The organism is Enterococcus innesii (genome assembly GCF_022846515.1).
In the GTDB taxonomy this organism is placed as follows: Bacteria; Bacillota; Bacilli; order Lactobacillales; family Enterococcaceae; genus Enterococcus_D; species Enterococcus_D innesii.
Genome location: NZ_AP025635.1, coordinates 2,941,675 through 2,958,287, shown reverse-complemented (window position 1 = coordinate 2,958,287; position 16,613 = coordinate 2,941,675). Strand labels below are relative to the sequence as shown.

Here is a 16,613-nt window from a genome sequence, read left to right as displayed (position 1 = left end):
TTATTCGAAAAAAATCGACCAATCCTTTCAGCAGTCGTAGCCGATGTGTTACAATCCCAAAGAGGTGAAAAGAATGGAAAAAACCTATGATGTCATTGTTGTGGGTGCAGGTACGAGCGGCATGATGGCTGCGATCACTGCTGCCAAACAAGGTGCTAGGGTCTTAATAATCGAAAAAAACAAAAAAATCGGCAAGAAATTATTGATGACTGGCGGCGGACGCTGCAATGTAACCAATAATCGGCCGGTAGATGATTTAGTTGCTCATATTCCGGGAAACGGCAAATTTTTGTATAGCACGTTTTCCCAATTCAATAACTATGATGTAATGGCGTTTTTCGCTGACTTGGGGGTCGTCTTAAAAGAAGAAGACCACGGAAGGATGTTCCCTGTGACGAACAAATCAAAAACGATCGTCGAAGCGTTACTTCAAGCAATCAACGATCATCACGTCACCCTGTTGACGAACACGGTCGTCACAAAGTTGATCCATGACGGCAGTCAAATTCGCGGTGTGCGAACCGAAACCGATGAGTTCTCTGCCCCTAGTGTGATTCTGACGACAGGAGGCCGCACCTATCCTTCCACGGGCGCAACGGGGGACGGCTATAAGATGGCAAAAAAAGTCGGCCATACCATTACGCCGCTTTATCCAACCGAATCGCCGCTTGTTTCAGAAGAATCCTTTATTCAAGAGCGGACGTTGCAAGGCATTTCCTTGCAAGACATCACGTTGAGTGTCTTGGATCAAAAAGGAAAGCCTATTGTCGCCCATACGATGGATCTTTTGTTTACCCACTTTGGATTATCTGGTCCAGCTGCTTTGCGCTGTTCCTCCTTCGTAAATCAAGAATTGAAAAAGCAACAACCCGTAACGGTTGCTCTGGATTGTCTGCCAGCAAAATCTCATGAAGCCTTGACCCAAGAATTGATTCAGTCTGCGGCTTCGAAGAAACAATTGCCGAATGCTTTAGCTGGCTTTTTGCCTGAGCGCTTGATGACCTTCTTTTTGCAGCAACTAGACCTGCATGAGCTGGTTGCTGAAAAAGCCTCACCAGAACAGTTGGCGGCGCTCGCTTCCTTGATCAAAGGCTTTTCAATCACCATTGTCCGCACGTTCCCATTAGAAAAATCCTTCGTGACGGGCGGCGGGCTCCATCTGAAAGAAATCAATCCAAAAACCATGGAGAGCAAGAAAATCAATGGCTTGTATTTTGCCGGTGAATTGCTGGATATCAATGGGTATACAGGTGGTTTCAACATTACAGCAGCGTTTTGTACTGGACATGTCTCCGGAAAAAATGCAGCTGAAACAGCGAGTTATTTCAGTTATTGATCGATGACCCAGGTGTTGGCAGCAATATCCTTGCCCGTTGCTGTCAACACCTGGGTCTCCCCCTCTTTTTGCTTATTAGTTGGGTTTTTCTCAAAGTAGGCGTAGACTAAAGATAGCAAGATCGAGGGAGGTTTTTTTAATGAAACGAATTTCAAGAGGTAAATTTGAACGAATGCAAAAACTTTCAAATGAGGATGGTGTGATTGCTGCACTAGCGATCGACCAACGTGGTTCCATGAAAAAAATGATGAAGGCAGCAACTGGACCGGATGACTTTACGATGGAACACATTTATGAGTTCAAGCAGTTGGTTTCCCAAGAATTGACCAAATATGTCAGCAGTATTTTGTTAGATGAGGAATATGGCTTCTTAGGGATCGAAGCAAAGAATCCCAATGCTGGCTTGATCCTTTCCTATGAAAAAACAGGGTATGATGTCAACACGCCGGGTCGTTTGCCTGAGATTTTACCCAATGAATCGTTGCAGCGCCTGGTGAAAAAAGGGGCAGATGCTGCGAAAGTCTTGGTTTATTATAATCCAGATGAACCGCAAGAGATTTTAGATACCAAACATGCGTTTTTGGAGCGTTTAGGTACGGAGGCGCAGGCGGCCGATATTCCGTTATTTGTGGAACCAATCGTCTATGATGATGAGATCACAGATGACAAATCACCTGCTTTTGCCAAGATCAAACCGAGCAAGGTCATCCGAACCATTCAGGAATTGACGAAAGATCACTACCATATCGATATTTTGAAAGTCGAAGTACCGGTTCAGTTCGACTTAGTTGAAGGCTTCCAAAAAGAAGGCTTAGAGGCCGTTTATACGCAAGAAGAAGCCGCCGATTACTTCAAAGAAGCCAGTGACGCCGCGACACGACCATTCATCTATTTGAGTGCGGGAGTTCCAGCGAATGTCTTTCGCGATGAATTGACCTTTGCTGGTCAACATGGTGCCAAATTCTCAGGAATCTTAGGTGGTCGAGCAACTTGGCGCGATAGTGTCGAAATTTATGGGAAACAAGGGGCCAAAGCGTTATTGGAATGGCTGGACACCCAAGGAAAAGAAAATGTTGAAGAATTAAACGCCATTCTAAAACAATATGCCACTCCGTGGTTTGACTTTTATGGTGGTTTAGAAAATATCGAGGTTTTCGATATTGAGGTCATGGAATAAAACAGCACAAAAAAATCCCCGTGAGCGTCATCTCTAGATGGTTCACGGGGATTTTTTATTCGTGTTCAGTTGCCAACAAATCGGCAAAGACCGCCCTTGTCAATTGTTGCAACGCTTGTGGGGCAAGCCCCATCTGCAACCCGCGCTTTCCTGCAGAAACCACGATTTCTTCCAGTGTCTGCGCCCCACGATCAATATAAGTAGGAAAGAGCTTTTTCATCCCGATCGGCGAACAGCCGCCGCGAATATAGCCAGTCGTCTCTTCTAAATCTCTCAGATGCAGCATCTCTACTTTTTTGTTTCCACTGACTTTGGCTAACTTTTTCAGATCCACTTCTCTATTTCCAGGAATCACAGCCACCAGCGGTCCTGTTTTGTTCCCCACTGCCACCAGCGTTTTGTAGATAGCTTGCGGGCGTGCTAGTTGCGCAGCGACGGATTGCGCATCGAGATGGTCTTCCGACCACTCATAGGTGTATTCGTTATAAGCGATTTTCTGTTGTTCTACTTGACGGATCGCATTGGTTTTTTGTTTCTTCTTCGCCATTTTATCCCTCTTTTGTTTTGGTTTCTTTTAAGAGAAGGCCTTGGCTGGTCTTACTCATTGAGTGAAAATTCTTGTAAGTAGTTGGTCATTCGTTCGATCGGTATTTGTCCAGGGGCTGAAGCACCTTGCAACGAAGCAAAAGTAAAGACCGAACCAGTCAATGCCCCACTAACACGGCTGATTTTCCCCAGCTCCCCCATCGACATGATCGCCAACGGCAGTTGGTTGAAGCCACGCGCTTTAGTAATGATCCCCATCAAACGCAAAACATCTTGGACTTGCTTGGGCATCATCGCTAACTTACCAACATCGGCACCAAATTGATTCATTACGCCGATCTTTAAAATCAACACAGCATCTTCTGGCGTTTTCTCAAAATCATGATTGCTCAATATCAGCTTTACCTGTGCCTTTTTGATTTCTTGAATAAAGCCGCGACCTAAAAATTCAGCTTTCTCTAATTCGACATCGATCCAATCGATCAAGCCTGAATCAGCAGCAGCTAAACACAATTCTTTGTATTGGGTCAACGTGAACGGCCGCTCGCCCCCTTCTTCTATGGTTCGAAAAGTAAAAAGTAGCTCTTTTGATTTTAAAGTCGTGCGAATATGAGACAATGCATCTAAGACCGCTTGTTGATCGTCTGCATGTTTGTAATGGTCAACGCGCCATTCAATGATCTGTGCTTCTGATTCCTCAGCAGCAAGGGCTTGTTTTAAAATTTCCTCATTGGTTTTTCCAATCAATGGGACACAAATTAGGGGTGTTTTCCCATCTAACGTTACTGGTTTTGATCGGCTCATCTCCTTCACTCCTTTTTCATTTGATAAAAGAATACTTTCAGATAATTACCTTCTGGAAAGTGCTTATCTACCGCAAAATCAGCTGGTAGACGATAGCTTTGAATACATTCATAAGGAACATGTGCTTTCTCTAATGACGCTTCGATCATTTCTTGAAACTTCTTCGAGGACAGATTGGCCGCATTCGTTGAGGCGATCAATAAACCATCCGGCGCTAAAATCTCCAAGCTATCTGTGACTAAATCGCCATAGTTTTTTGCAACCGAGAAGACTTTTTTCTTGTTGCGGGCAAAACTCGGCGGATCTAAGACGATCACATCAAAGCGCAAGTCTTTTTTGCGGGCATAATTGAAGTAATTGAAGACATCCATGACATGGATACGCTGGGTATCTGGATCAATGCCATTAACTGAAAATTGTTCGCGGGTCTTTTCCAAACTGCGTTTTGCCAAATCAACACTCGTGGTCTGAGTAGCCCCACCGACAGCAGCAGCGACAGAAAACGCCCCCGTATAACTGAACATATTTAAAACAGACTTGCCAGCTGCCAAACCATCGACGAGTTGGCCACGAACTTCTTTTTGATCCAAAAAGATGCCCGTCATTAGTCCTTCGTTCAAATACGTCGCATACGTGACGCCATTTTCTTTCACCAGTAAGGGTTCAGGCGCCGTTTCCCCATAGACCCATGCTGATTCAGGCAGTTCAGACGCAAAGCGGATTTTTTCATAAGCCCCTTTGATTTCGGGAAAGATTTGACGAAAAGCCGCCACGATCGCTTTTTTATGTTGATAAAGGGTGGCATTGTACCAAGAAAAAACGACATACTCGCCATACAAATCTACGGTAAGTCCCCCCAATTGATCCCCCTCGCCATTAAAAAGACGAAACGCATCTGTCAGTTCATCTTGATAATACGCACTACGCTTGCCTTTTGCTTTTGCAAAGCGTTGCGCAAAGAATGCTTGGTCGATCACTGTTTCTTCAAAGGATACGACCCATCCGATCCCTTTGTTTTGTTCACCTAGATAGCCGATACCTAAAAATTGGTTGGCCTGATCAGTAAAGGTGACCCACTCCTTTGTCTCGAATGCTTGTTGAAGGTCTTCTCGTTGGATCAACGGATTCTTTTTGCGAAGCTTCGCTGACCCTTGCTTCGTTAGTTTTATTTTCATGTTCATCTGCTCCATTCATTCTCCTTTTTAGTATAGCAAAAAGCGACTGTATTGTCTGTATCCTTGAAAGTAAAGAAATACTTAATTCCGCGTCATGACAAGGAATTCATTTGACACGTCTTTCCCAGCCTAGTAAAATGTACTGTGATGTAAAATCGTAATGTACCGGTTATACTGGAAAAAGAGAGGACGATTCCTTTGAAAAAAAATAAAGTATCCACCTTTGTGAATACAAGAATGGGCTTTTTTTTCCTATTAGCCCTATTATTTTGGCTAAAAAATATCTTTGCCTATATGGTGGACTTCCACCTAGGGATTGAAAGCAGCATTCAGTACTTCATCTTATTCATCAATCCGATCGCAACGACCTTATTACTGCTGTCGATCGCATTGTACGTAAGAAGAACCAAAGCAGCTTATATCACGATGCTTGTGATTTATTTCTTGATGACCTTGCTTTTGTTCTCCAATGTTTCATACTATCGAGAATTCACTGACTTTATCACCATCAACACGATGCTTGGTGTTGGAAAAGTGGCAAGTGGTCTAGGAGAAAGCGCGATTCGCTTGTTCCGTCCCTACGATGTGTTGTATTTCATTGACTTTATCGTGCTGATTGCAGCCTTTTCAATGAAGAAAATCAAAATGGACACTCGTCCTGTGCGGGCACGGATGGCTTTTGCGATCTCAACCTTAGCTGTTATGGTCTTTTCTGCCAATCTTTTCTTAGCAGAAGCGGATCGTCCTGAATTGCTTACTCGAACGTTTTCTCGTGACTATTTAGTCAAATATCTTGGGATCAATGCCTTTACAGTTTATGATGGCGTACAAACTTATCAAGCTTCGCAAGTACGTGCCGAAGCGAGTCCCAACGACATGAACGAAGTAGAGAGCTATGTTAAAGAACATTACGCAGAACCAAATGATGATCTGTTTGGTATCGCAAAAGGCAAGAATGTCATTTATATTCACTTAGAAAGTGTTCAGCAATTCTTGATCGATTATAAATTGAAAGATGAAGATGGCGTGGAACATGAAGTCATGCCGTTTATCAATAGTTTATACCATAGCGATAGTACCTTTAGTTTTGATAATTTCTTCCACCAAGTAAAAGCTGGGAAGACCAGTGATGCCGAAACATTATTCGAAAATTCCCTGTTTGGATTGAATCAAGGAGCGTTATTCACTCAACTGGGTGGGAAAAACACCTTTGAAGCAGCACCAGATATTTTAGGTCAAACGCAAGGCTATACCAGTGCCGTTTTCCACGGAAATACTGGTACCTTCTGGAACCGAAATGAAACTTACAAACGGTTTGGCTATGATTATTTCTTTGACGCTTCTTATTATGATGTCAATGATGAAAATTCATTCCAATACGGGTTGCATGACAAACCGTTCTTTGAACAATCGGTACAATACTTAGAACGTCTGCAACAACCGTTCTATTCAAAATTCATTGCGGTTTCTAACCACTACCCTTATTCTGAATTTACCAATGAAGAAGGCGGCTTCCCGCTAGCGAACACTTCTGATCAAACGATCAATGGCTATTTCGCAACCGCGAATTATTTGGATAAAGCCGTGGAAGAGTTCTTCAATTACTTGAAAGAAAGTGGCTTGTACGAAAACTCAGTCATCGTTTTATATGGTGACCATTACGGAATTTCCAATTCTCGTAACCGTAACTTAGCAGAATTGCTTGGAAAAACAAGTTCTACGTGGACAAACTTTGACAATGCGTCGTTACAACGTGTCCCTTATATGATTCATATTCCAGGACAATCAAATGGCGGCATCAATCATACGTATGGCGGTCAAGTTGATGCATTGCCAACCCTATTGCACTTACTGGGTGTGGATACATCGAACTATATTCAACTCGGACAAGATTTATTCTCTGATCAAAATGAACAACTGGTTGCCTTCCGTGATGGCGACTTTGTGACACCAGACTACACTTACTATAGCAGTACATTGTATGACAATCGTACCGGCATGCCGATCAACGATCCATCCGATGAATTGCAAGCCAAAGTCGATGAATGGAAAGCCAAAGTCGACAAACAGCTTTCGGTTTCTGATCAGATCAACAATGGTGATCTCTTACGTTTCTACGCGAAGAGCGGTCTAGAAGAAGTTGATCCTTCGACCTATAATTACAAAGATGCCCTTCAGCAAATGATGGATATCGAAAAGAATCTAGGCAGTGATTCAACCAGTGTCTTTTCTCAAAACGGGAATCAATCGACCGTCGATCTGTACCAAACAAAAACCTTCCAAGAATACCAGCAGATGATGGAACAAGATAGCGGCGAGTAAACTAAGAACAACCAATGATCAATCCAGTAAGGCGCCTGCCTTGCTGGATTTTTTTGCGCTATTTGTTAGGAAAACGTCGAACTTTCTCGCCACTTTTTTAGCTTCGATATTTTACTACAAGAACTTCATACTTTATTCAAACTCCCCTTTTATACTATGTACTAGGATGAGGTGAATTAGATGAAAACTATACATTTTGCGATTGCTAGCATTTTTTATCATAAAAAAGCCATGGTGCTTTATACGCTTGTATCCTTCTTTGCCGTAATTGGCTTGATCGTGACGTTTGCCTTGATCTACTCGATGGATCAAGTGATCGCTCAGACAAGAGATCTCTTAGCGACAGAAGATCTGCAAACGAAAGTAGCCGAAGAGATCCAACCAGTTACGACGATCTATCATCAACTGTTCTATTTGATTTTCAGCGCCTTTACGCTGGTCTTTATCGGCTTTCAAGTTTACTACCAACTATATAAACGCTCGGAATACACTGCTTGGTTAGCAAGTGGCGCTACCACCAGACAATGGGTAGCAATGCAGATCATTGAAATGCTCTTACCGCTCTTAGCAGCCGCTGCGATCGCCTTTGTGTTATTGCTACTCTTCCAGCCTTATTTCCAGCGGGAATTACTTAGTGGGCATATCATTGCCCTTGATCGAGAGCGTGCTTCTGATAACTTTTGGGAGGCTGTCCAAAGTCTTCCTGGACAAGAATTCGCCATTACGATTCCGCAAAATAGTCAAATTCTGGTCCAAAATGTCGATTTGAACAGCACCACTTGGCTTGCTATTTTATTTGAAAGCACACGTCACACACTTGTCGTCTTGCTTGCCGCTGTGACCGGTTTTACTGGTTTGATTGCCAGCGGACATAGTCTGTATTGGAGGAAAAAACAATGGAAAAACCAACTCAGCTAACGAAATCAATTGGTTTCTATTATGTTTCGAAAGACAATGAAACAAAAACTTCTGAATTAAGTTTGCTACTTGCACAAAAAAAAGCAATCTTGATTCGTGCTCAATGGCCCTCCGTTCCCTTTTTATCCGTGATGGACAATGTATCTCTTGCAAATAAAAAAGGGGACGATTTAGAGAGTGTACTGCCTTATGTTCAGCTTCCCTTATCAGCTTTAAAAAAAGAGCGGACAGAGTTAACCCCCTTTGAGGAAATCAAAATTCAACTGCTCTTAGCGTTACTTTCAGAAAGAGAAACCCTTTTAATCGAAAATGTCTTGAGCACGTTAACAACAAAAGAGGTCCAAATCCTGCTGCCTTTGTGCCAAGAAATCGCCGAACAATTTGCTGTTGCCATCTATTTGATCCATGAAGACGAATGCTTTGCCCATACGCCCTATACCACTTATCTATAGTTTACATAGCCCTCAAACAAAAAGGCTTGCTTGCAAAAGCAAGTCTTTTTGTTTGAGATGCTGCCAATGAAACGCAAAAAAATCGACCGGCTAAGCAAATTGCTGCCGGTCGATTCCTTATTCTTCATTTAAGTCGATATCTGGAAAAGAGATTTTAAAGGTCGTGCCTTTGCCAAGTTCACTTTCTACACTGATCTTTCCTTTGTGCAGGCGTACGAGCTGTTCAACGATCGATAGTCCTAGACCAGATTCACCAAATTGACGGTTTTTGCGGGAAGGATCAACTTTGTAGTAACGATCCCAAATATTCTTGACTTGTTCTTCAGACATGCCGATTCCCGTATCACTGATTTCGATGATCGTTTCCAAGTAGCCTTTTTCGATTCGAACCCGAATTTCTCCATCTTCCGTAAACTGGATCGCATTTTGTAAAATATTGACCATGATTTGGACAAACCGATCATAATCCGCGTAAACGTCAATTGGCTCTGTTGTTTCTAAAATCAACACATCTTTGGCGATTTCTGCCTTGCTCTCCAGTTGCGTCAACAGATTATTGATGGTTTGCGTCGCATCAAATTTTTTGATAACCATCGAGATTTGATTGGTTCTGATTTTTTCGTAGTCAAGGTTTTCGTTGACTAACCGAATCAAGCGATTGGTTTCATTTTTCATCAAGCGGATCGCATTGTCTTTTTGATTCTCAGGAATTGCGTTGTACTCTAAGCCTTCCAATAAGCCATTGATGGTCGTCAATGGGGTACGCATCTCATGAGAAGCATCGGCCATAAATTGCCGACGACGTTCTTCTTGCCGTTCAATTTCTTCTTGGGATTCTTTTAAGGATTTCGTCATTAAATTAAAATCTTCGGCTAATTCATCAAATTCATCCCGATTATGCACCGGCAAGAAAATATCAAAATTGCCATTAGTAATTTCTTTGGTTGCCCGTTTCATGCGATTGATCCGCCTTACTTGGAACGTAGCGAAAAGGTAACTGATTAATAATGAGACAACGATCGAGATCAAACAAACTTTAAACAAGTTTTGATTAAAGGCACTGACAAGATTCAAAATACTGCTTGCCGATTGCGAAACCACCATTACCCCGTAAAAATCCGTGCGATTGACAGAAAAAGGTATCAACACATAGGAAGTCAGTTCTTTTTCCCCGTATAAATTTGTGGCGGAGGTCAGTTGTAGACGCGCCCCATTTTCTAAGGACTGCCAGTCTTTTTCAGAGATCGGAAAATCAACAGCATGAGCAGTATCTAGTGGATAAATAATATCATCAGGACTTTTAAAGAAGGCAAAGGAGATATCTTGGTTGCTCAAAATATTCTCAGCCAAACGCAAGGAATACTGTAGATAGCCATCCCGGGTCATATTTTGCTGTAAATATTCTGAGTCACTGATTTGCGAAATCGTCGCGACCGACGAAGCATACCCCATTAACTGCTCATAATTCCGTTCTTGTAACGTTTGGCGTGTCATTTGAGTAAACGCAATACCAATCGTCATCAAAATCACGAAGATCACCACAAAAAATGCAATCAGCTGTTGATACAGGTAGCGCATTAAGCAGCACCCGCATCATCAAATTTGTACCCAACGCCCCAGACGGTTTGAATGATCTGTGGCCCCACTTTTTCAATTTTTTGTCTTAGTTTTTTGATATGTGCATCGACGGTCCGTTCATCGCCAAAGTATTGGTAATCCCAAACCAGTTCTAACAGCTGTTCTCTCGAAAATACTTGTCGCGGTTTTTTCGCTAACGTATAAAGCAAATCAAATTCTTTCGGCGTCAACCCATCGATGGGTTGACCATTTAAATAGGCTTCCCGTGTTTTTGTGTTCATTTTGAAATGATCGGTGACGATATCAAAGGTGGCATCGGAAGCTTCAGGTGTTGTTTTGTCAACCAATTCACTGCGGCGATGTAGTGCCTTGATCCGTGCAATCAAGGTCAATGGACTAAAGGGTTTCGTCACATAGTCATCCGCCCCCATCTCTAATCCAATGACTTGATCGCTTTCTGAATCACGGGCCGTCAACATAATAATAGGGACTGTACTAGAGATTTTACGAATTTCGCGTGCCACCATCATGCCGTCCATGGAAGGAAGATTCAGATCAAGGGTGATCATGTCCCATTTTTCTGGTTCAGCAGCAAAGGCCTCAAGTCCTTCTTTGCCATCGTACTTAAACACTGCTTCCCATCCTTCATTCAAGAAAAACATTTGCATCATTTCAGAAACAGATTCGTTGTCTTCAATCATTAATATATTCATTTTCTTCACCTCTATGTTCTTTATCAAATCGTTGCAGATTCTCTTCGATCAGGCCAAAGATCGGCACGATGAACCAAGGGATCGCGATCATTTCAATTAGAAAAAAGTTGGTCCATTCTTGCCATTTCAAGACAAACCCAATGAGCGCCATGATTCCGCCAAAAAGCAGAAAGAATCGGGCAGATAGTTTTTGGGCCTGTCGCCAATTTCGTTCATTTTGTTTTGCCAGATAGGAACGGTAGCCATAAATAAGGTTCATTTTTTTTGATGGAAAAAGAAAAAAAGTGAGACCAATCAAGAAAAAAATGCTGCCAATTACTAAAAAAATCATCGTTTCACTCCATTCTTCCTATAGTATACTCGAATTTCTTTCTTCTACCAACAACTTCACCGATTATTCATAAAGGTTTGCCTTTTTTTCAATCTTTGATAAGATTGTGAGTGGACTATGACTATAAACCTTAGGAGTAAGATACATGACCTATAAAGCATTAACTTTTTTTGATCTTGATGGTACGCTTTTAGATGAGCACTCGCAAATCACTTCGGAAATTGCTGAAGCGATGGCGATGTTGCGAAAAAACGAAGTACTGCCGATCATTGCAACGGGAAGAACCGAACCTGAAGTTACCGCCATTCGTGAAGCAGCTGGGATCACCTCAAACATCGTCATGAACGGGGCTTTTATTCGCATTGACGGCAAAGAAGTTTTTTCTGATACTCTAGAACCTGAGCTTTGCGCACGAATGTACCAAGCCGTCAAAGACAATGGTGATGAGCTGTGTTATTACAATGAGAAAGGCTATTGGGCAACTGGTCACACCGAGGAAATGGTCGGTGCATACAACTACGTTCGTAGCCCTCTCCCAGAAATCGATCCTCTGCATTATGAAACGGACCGGACCAATATGTTGTTGGTTTTAGGTGTCGGCAACGATGCTTATTATCATGAGCGTTTTCCCGAATTAACTTTTTATCGTAATACGCCTTTTTCGATCGATGTCGTAAAATCTGGCACCTCTAAAGGGACTGGCGTAAAAACCTTGGTAGAATTGTTGGGTCTAGAAGATGTACCTACCTTCGGCTTTGGTGACGGCAGCAACGATTTCGCCCTTTTAGAAGCCTGTGACCACAAAATTGCCATGGGAAATGGGATTCAAGAGTTGAAAGAGCTGGCAGATTTCGTTACCCTGAAAAATACCGAAGGCGGAATCGTGCACGCCCTGAAACACTTTGACTTGATCTGATCCTTTGCACATGAACAAAAATATGGTATACTAGTGAATGGTAGCGATACCCCTTTTATCGAGGGGATGTTACGGATTCGACAGGCATAGTTGAGCCTGAATTGCGCTTCGTAGGTTACGTCTACGTTAAAACGTTACAGTTAAATATAACTGCTAAAAACGAAAACTCTTACGCTTTAGCTGCCTAAAAACAGTTAGCGTAGATCCTCTCGGCATCGCCCATGTGCTCGAGTAAGGGTCCTATTCTAAGTGGGATACGTTTTATCTTTCCGTCTGTAAGATAAAAAAGAGCTCATCAGACTAGCGATACAGACTGCCTGTCACTCGGCAAGCTGTAAAGCGAACCTTCAAATGAGTTGACTATGAGCGTAGATTTTTAGGTAGCAATATGTTTGGACGCGGGTTCGACTCCCGCCATCTCCATTTTATGCTTTACACGCTTTTAGAGAAGATAAGAAATGTTGTTAAATCAACATTCTTACTTTTCTTTTTTTTTGAAATCAAAAGTTGTAAGTAAAGTATTTAGTTTTCGGAAAAAATTATATACACTTTGCGCATTTCTGATAAAATTAATTAAAAAGAAAAGAGGTTTTTTATGGAAAAAGTCGCTTCCACCAACGACTTAAACAAATTGAAAAACAACCATATAATCTGTCAGCAAGAAAATATACAGATAACTAATTCCATCATATCTTTTTTTGGTACTAACAACTTTTTGGTGGTTGAAAAAGATGCGAACATAATAAATTCACGAATAAGTTTTAAAGGAAACAACTCAATTATTTTTATAAAAAAAACGAAAAATAATCAGATTAATATGATTATTGATATATATAACGATTCCTTTTTCTTCATGGACAAAGGTTGCTCTATTAATATGAATATTAAAATTATAATATCTGAAAACAAAAATATAATTATTGGTAAAGATTGTATGTTTTCTCAAGAATGTTGGATAAGAAATTCCGATGGTCATTTAATATATGATATTGAATCATGCAAAAGAGTAAACATCAGCAGAGATATTGTTATTGGAGATCACGTTTGGATTGGTCAAAATGTAAGCATTATTAAAAGTCCTTTTATAGGATCGGGATCGATTTTGGGAATGGGGAGTGTAGTGAAATCTCGGGTGCAAAGTAACTCTATTTACGCCGGTAATCCAAGTATACTTCAAAAAGAAAGTATTTTTTGGGATCGTACCTCTTCTCAACCATTTAGTGATTTTGACACCACCAATTCATTGGAATACAAAAACAGTAATTCAGACTATATATTTAAAGGCGTTGATAATTCGAGTTATTGGCAAAGTAATATAAATGAAATTGCTTCAATTAATGATTCTCTAACAAAAATAAAATCTATTTCCAGTATATCTGATTTAGATAGTCTAATAATTCATTTTCCGCCCAAAAAACAAAATAAGTTTTTCAACATATTTTTAAAAAAATAGGAAACGGGAGTCTCATCTTATGACTTATATATTATTTTTCTTCTTAGCTTTGTCTATCACCGGAATTAATTTCGCCGAACCAAATAAATTTAATAATGACTACATGTCAAAAAAACAGACAACTACAATAAACGGTATTTTCGTATTCTTGGTATTTCTTTCTCACGGTGCACAATATATATCCTTGGACGGTGCCCATAATGAAGTTTATGTTTTGCTACGACGATTCTTAGGTCAAGCAGTTGTTACTACTTTTTTATTTTACTCTGGATTTGGAATGATGAGCTCTATTCAGAAAAAAAGTCAAAACTATATTAAAGAAATGCCAATAAAAGCTTTTAAGCTTTTGATTCAGTTTGATATTGCTGTCATATTTTATCTGATAACGAATATGTTTATCGACAGAAACTTTCCTTTAAAAACCATACTGCTATCTTTCACAACATGGGTTTCTATAGGTAATAGCAACTGGTATATTACTTCAATGATTATATTTTGCCTATTGATCGGTTTAGCTTTTACAATTTCAAGAAAGAATTATTTTGTAGGAATCGTTCTTACTACTCTATTCACTATATTGGTAGTTTACTTTCTTATGCGAATTGATCGCCCAGCATATACTTATAACACAATGATTTGCTTACCGGCTGGTATGATATTCGCTTATTTCAAACCCACATTTGATAAATTAATAAAAAACGATCTAACTTATCTCATTTTAATACTATTTACCTTTGTAATTTTATCTTACAGCAGAATTCATATTACTTCTGGAATTCAAATGTATTCAATTTGGTCAATATTTTTTGCCTTTTCTTTTGTTATTTTTACAAAAAAAATTAAACTTGAGCATACATTTATTGAATGGTTAGGAAATCACATCTTTAGCATATATATTCTACAAAGGCTTCCAATGAATATTCTCCATTATCATGGAATAAGTACTAGACATCCTTTTATATTCATCGGTATCAGTTTTTTTTCAACTTTAATTATTGCTATTTTGTTTGATAAATATGTAATGAGAATTGTCAATTTGGTTATAGATAATTTGAGAAAGAGAATTTTTCATTCATGATTTGTTTTGCTTTTTTAATTATCCCCTTATTCTTGAAAATAAAAATCGAACTGATACATCATGTTCCTACAAGACAATAAAGATTGCCATTTCCAAAAGAACTACAAATAAACTATCGCTTTGCTAGTCTAAACGACAATGACATCCTTCACGTAATGAGAAAGAACTTCATCTTCATTAATAGAAGTTACTTCAGCTCACCTCAATAAACACAAAGAACGACTGAACCAAAAAAGTTCAGTCGTTTGCTTGTATTTTTCATGTCGTTTAAGAAAGATAAGAGTACTAGGTAGTTCAAATGGAAGACTTCCCCAAGCTTTCATTTGCCCCAGTACTCTTCATTGCTCGTTGTTACTTTAATAATAATACAAAAATGATTTTTATTCAATAAATATGTCCAAAAATCATAAAAAATGCCTTTTTATGACAATTTATAGGGTTTTCAATTCATTTCTAATAACATCTTTCCTATTTCTATTTATATTCTCGATCCCTTTACCTTCTCTCCTAACTGAATGAACTCGTAAAAAAGAAGCATTTTTGTTTCTTAAGTATTGAATTTGAGTGATTTTGCCTTGTCAATCGAGTATTCTCATGCTAACATGATTATGCAAACGTTAACAATCTAAAATGCACACGTGAACATTAATGTTGAGGAGGATTTTTTATGGTAAAAATTTCAGATGTTCAAACAGCGTATTATCGGATTCCGCTTCCGGAAATCATGGAAGACGCAAAACACGGCCTACACACCCACTTTGAAGTACCTATCGTCAAAATCGTTACCGATGATGGACGCGAGGGTGTTGGCTATACGTACACCGGTGGCTTTGGTGGTGAGTCGATCGCCAAACTGATCGATAAAGAACTAAAAGCAATCCTTTTAGGGAAAGATCCAGCATGTGTGGAAGCCTTGTGGGATCAGATGAACTGGGGCATCCATTATGTTGCCAGAGGCGGTTTAGCGAGTTTCGCCATTGCTGCTTGTGATATCGCCTTATGGGACTTACGTGCGAAAAAAGCACAAGAACCCCTCTACAAACTTTTAGGCGGAGCAAGTAACAAAGTCAAATGCTATGGTGGTGCGATCGATCTAAACTTTCCCCTTGAAAAACTCTTAGCCAATAATCAAAAATATTTAGACATGGGATTAAAAGCGGTCAAAATCAAATTGGGGCAAAAAACCCTTGCCGAAGATATTGCTCGCATAAAAGCGGTCAGAGAATTGATTGGTCCCGATGTGGTCTTTATGGTGGATGCCAACATGAGCTGGTCGGTTGAAAAAGCGATCAAAGCCGCCAAACTGATGGCGCCTTATGACATTTTGTTCCTTGAAGAACCAACGATCCCCGAAGATTACGAAGGCTACGCGCGTATCGCTAAAGAAGGGCAAATTGCGGTCGCAGGCGGGGAAAACTTGCGCACCCCGATCGAATTTGCTCATATGATCAAATATGGCAATGTCGATTTTCCACAACCCGACGCTTCCAATTGCGGTGGGATCACCGGCTGGTTGAAAATTGCTGCCTTAACACAAGCGAACAACGTATCGGTTTCTACACATGGCATGCAGGAATTACACGTCAGTCTCTTAGCAGCGATGCCTAATGCTGGGTATCTCGAAATGCACAGTTTCCCAATCGATCAATACACCACGAGACCGTTGGTGATCGATCCATCCGATGGCTGCGCGATTGCACCAGAAGAACCAGGGATTGGCGTCACCTTTGACTGGGAGAAACTTGCTCCTCATAAACAACCCTTTTAACTGAAAACCCACGTTGATTTCCTTTACTATCAGGAAATCAACGTGG

At 40.5% G+C, this 16,613-nt stretch carries 15 protein-coding genes and 1 other RNA gene; 10 read left to right on the top strand and 6 right to left on the bottom strand.

Annotated features, from left to right (window positions below):
- Positions 1-73 precede the first annotated feature (73 nt).
- Together ENLAB_RS13785 and ENLAB_RS13780 are read left to right on the top strand one after the other, a co-directional pair.
- Positions 74-1,336, top strand: a complete 1,263-nt coding sequence (locus ENLAB_RS13785; protein WP_244351645.1) for a BaiN/RdsA family NAD(P)/FAD-dependent oxidoreductase — start codon at positions 74-76, stop codon at positions 1,334-1,336.
- A 139-nt stretch (positions 1,337-1,475) separates the two neighbouring features.
- Positions 1,476-2,513 (top strand): tagatose 1,6-diphosphate aldolase, encoded by a 1,038-nt coding sequence (locus tag ENLAB_RS13780; protein ID WP_081119500.1) that lies wholly within the window; start codon positions 1,476-1,478, stop codon positions 2,511-2,513.
- A gap of 55 nt (positions 2,514-2,568) precedes the next feature.
- Here the strand turns inward: ENLAB_RS13780 and ybaK are convergent, their stop codons facing one another.
- From ybaK to ENLAB_RS13765, 3 genes are read right to left on the bottom strand one after another with little or no spacing between them, the layout of a single operon-like run.
- Positions 2,569-3,060 carry a Cys-tRNA(Pro) deacylase gene (gene ybaK, locus ENLAB_RS13775; RefSeq protein ID WP_081119499.1) on the bottom strand — a complete coding sequence of 164 codons (492 nt, stop codon included), beginning with the start codon at positions 3,058-3,060 and terminating at the stop codon, positions 2,569-2,571.
- 50 nt (positions 3,061-3,110) lie between these two features.
- Positions 3,111-3,863 (bottom strand): type I 3-dehydroquinate dehydratase, encoded by a 753-nt coding sequence (aroD, locus tag ENLAB_RS13770; RefSeq protein ID WP_244351643.1) that lies wholly within the window; start codon positions 3,861-3,863, stop codon positions 3,111-3,113.
- 5 nt (positions 3,864-3,868) lie between these two features.
- Positions 3,869-5,038, bottom strand: coding sequence for a class I SAM-dependent rRNA methyltransferase (locus ENLAB_RS13765; RefSeq protein WP_279612829.1), 1,170 nt, complete (start codon positions 5,036-5,038; stop codon positions 3,869-3,871).
- Positions 5,039-5,275: 237 nt separating this feature from the next.
- On the opposite strand from ENLAB_RS13765, the gene ENLAB_RS13760 reads away from it, so the two are divergent.
- The 3 genes from ENLAB_RS13760 (at position 5,276) to ENLAB_RS13750 (ending at position 8,730) form a co-directional block, all read left to right on the top strand.
- A complete protein-coding gene (locus ENLAB_RS13760; protein ID WP_077454265.1) occupies positions 5,276-7,360 on the top strand; it encodes an LTA synthase family protein in 2,085 nt (694 codons plus the stop codon).
- A 180-nt stretch (positions 7,361-7,540) separates the two neighbouring features.
- Positions 7,541-8,278 carry a hypothetical protein gene (locus ENLAB_RS13755; RefSeq protein WP_077454213.1) on the top strand — a complete coding sequence of 246 codons (738 nt, stop codon included), beginning with the start codon at positions 7,541-7,543 and terminating at the stop codon, positions 8,276-8,278.
- Positions 8,257-8,730, top strand: coding sequence for a hypothetical protein (locus ENLAB_RS13750; protein WP_244351640.1), 474 nt, complete (start codon positions 8,257-8,259; stop codon positions 8,728-8,730). Before ENLAB_RS13755 ends, ENLAB_RS13750 begins: the two co-directional genes overlap by 22 nt.
- A 117-nt stretch (positions 8,731-8,847) precedes the next feature.
- On the opposite strand, the gene ENLAB_RS13745 is transcribed toward ENLAB_RS13750, so the two are convergent.
- The 3 genes from ENLAB_RS13745 to ENLAB_RS13735 are packed head-to-tail and all read right to left on the bottom strand — an operon-like array spanning position 8,848 to position 11,352.
- On the bottom strand, positions 8,848-10,308 hold the full coding sequence (locus tag ENLAB_RS13745; protein ID WP_244351638.1) for an ATP-binding protein: 1,461 nt from the start codon (positions 10,306-10,308) through the stop codon (positions 8,848-8,850).
- Positions 10,308-11,021 (bottom strand): winged helix-turn-helix domain-containing protein, encoded by a 714-nt coding sequence (locus tag ENLAB_RS13740; RefSeq protein ID WP_077454215.1) that lies wholly within the window; start codon positions 11,019-11,021, stop codon positions 10,308-10,310. The genes ENLAB_RS13745 and ENLAB_RS13740 overlap by 1 nt, the downstream gene beginning before the upstream one ends.
- Entirely contained in the window at positions 11,002-11,352 is a 351-nt protein-coding gene (locus tag ENLAB_RS13735) for an SdpI family protein (protein ID WP_081119493.1), read from the bottom strand. Before ENLAB_RS13735 ends, ENLAB_RS13740 begins: the two co-directional genes overlap by 20 nt.
- 145 nt (positions 11,353-11,497) lie before the next feature.
- On the opposite strand from ENLAB_RS13735, the gene ENLAB_RS13730 reads away from it, so the two are divergent.
- The 5 genes from ENLAB_RS13730 (at position 11,498) to ENLAB_RS13710 (ending at position 16,567) form a co-directional block, all read left to right on the top strand.
- Complete coding sequence (locus ENLAB_RS13730; RefSeq protein WP_081119492.1) at positions 11,498-12,268, top strand: Cof-type HAD-IIB family hydrolase; 771 nt, start codon at positions 11,498-11,500, stop codon at positions 12,266-12,268.
- A 62-nt stretch (positions 12,269-12,330) separates the two neighbouring features.
- Positions 12,331-12,694, top strand: a transfer-messenger RNA (tmRNA) gene (gene ssrA / locus ENLAB_RS13725).
- Between the two features lie 169 nt (positions 12,695-12,863).
- Complete coding sequence (locus tag ENLAB_RS13720) at positions 12,864-13,721, top strand: acyltransferase (RefSeq protein WP_244351635.1); 858 nt, start codon at positions 12,864-12,866, stop codon at positions 13,719-13,721.
- Between the two features lie 19 nt (positions 13,722-13,740).
- A complete protein-coding gene (locus tag ENLAB_RS13715; protein ID WP_244351633.1) occupies positions 13,741-14,799 on the top strand; it encodes an acyltransferase family protein in 1,059 nt (352 codons plus the stop codon).
- A 667-nt stretch (positions 14,800-15,466) separates the two neighbouring features.
- Entirely contained in the window at positions 15,467-16,567 is a 1,101-nt protein-coding gene (locus ENLAB_RS13710) for a mandelate racemase/muconate lactonizing enzyme family protein (RefSeq protein ID WP_244351631.1), read from the top strand.
- Positions 16,568-16,613 lie beyond the last annotated feature (46 nt).

Excerpts from the sequence above, each read along its gene's own strand:
- ENLAB_RS13730 (WP_081119492.1), top strand. The coding sequence starts at position 11,498 with ATGACCTATAAAGCATTAACTTTTTTTGATCTTGATGGTACGCTTTTA.
- ENLAB_RS13750 (WP_244351640.1), top strand. The coding sequence starts at position 8,257 with ATGGAAAAACCAACTCAGCTAACGAAATCAATTGGTTTCTATTATGTT.
- ENLAB_RS13735 (WP_081119493.1), bottom strand. The coding sequence starts at position 11,352 with ATGATTTTTTTAGTAATTGGCAGCATTTTTTTCTTGATTGGTCTCACT.
- ENLAB_RS13720 (WP_244351635.1), top strand. The coding sequence starts at position 12,864 with ATGGAAAAAGTCGCTTCCACCAACGACTTAAACAAATTGAAAAACAAC.
- ENLAB_RS13780 (WP_081119500.1), top strand. The coding sequence starts at position 1,476 with ATGAAACGAATTTCAAGAGGTAAATTTGAACGAATGCAAAAACTTTCA.
- ENLAB_RS13715 (WP_244351633.1), top strand. The coding sequence starts at position 13,741 with ATGACTTATATATTATTTTTCTTCTTAGCTTTGTCTATCACCGGAATT.
- ENLAB_RS13765 (WP_279612829.1), bottom strand. The coding sequence starts at position 5,038 with ATGAAAATAAAACTAACGAAGCAAGGGTCAGCGAAGCTTCGCAAAAAG.
- ybaK (WP_081119499.1), bottom strand. The coding sequence starts at position 3,060 with ATGGCGAAGAAGAAACAAAAAACCAATGCGATCCGTCAAGTAGAACAA.
- ENLAB_RS13745 (WP_244351638.1), bottom strand. The coding sequence starts at position 10,308 with ATGCGCTACCTGTATCAACAGCTGATTGCATTTTTTGTGGTGATCTTC.
- ENLAB_RS13710 (WP_244351631.1), top strand. The coding sequence starts at position 15,467 with ATGGTAAAAATTTCAGATGTTCAAACAGCGTATTATCGGATTCCGCTT.
- ENLAB_RS13785 (WP_244351645.1), top strand. The coding sequence starts at position 74 with ATGGAAAAAACCTATGATGTCATTGTTGTGGGTGCAGGTACGAGCGGC.
- ENLAB_RS13760 (WP_077454265.1), top strand. The coding sequence starts at position 5,276 with ATGGGCTTTTTTTTCCTATTAGCCCTATTATTTTGGCTAAAAAATATC.
- ENLAB_RS13740 (WP_077454215.1), bottom strand. The coding sequence starts at position 11,021 with ATGAATATATTAATGATTGAAGACAACGAATCTGTTTCTGAAATGATG.
- ENLAB_RS13755 (WP_077454213.1), top strand. The coding sequence starts at position 7,541 with ATGAAAACTATACATTTTGCGATTGCTAGCATTTTTTATCATAAAAAA.
- aroD (WP_244351643.1), bottom strand. The coding sequence starts at position 3,863 with ATGAGCCGATCAAAACCAGTAACGTTAGATGGGAAAACACCCCTAATT.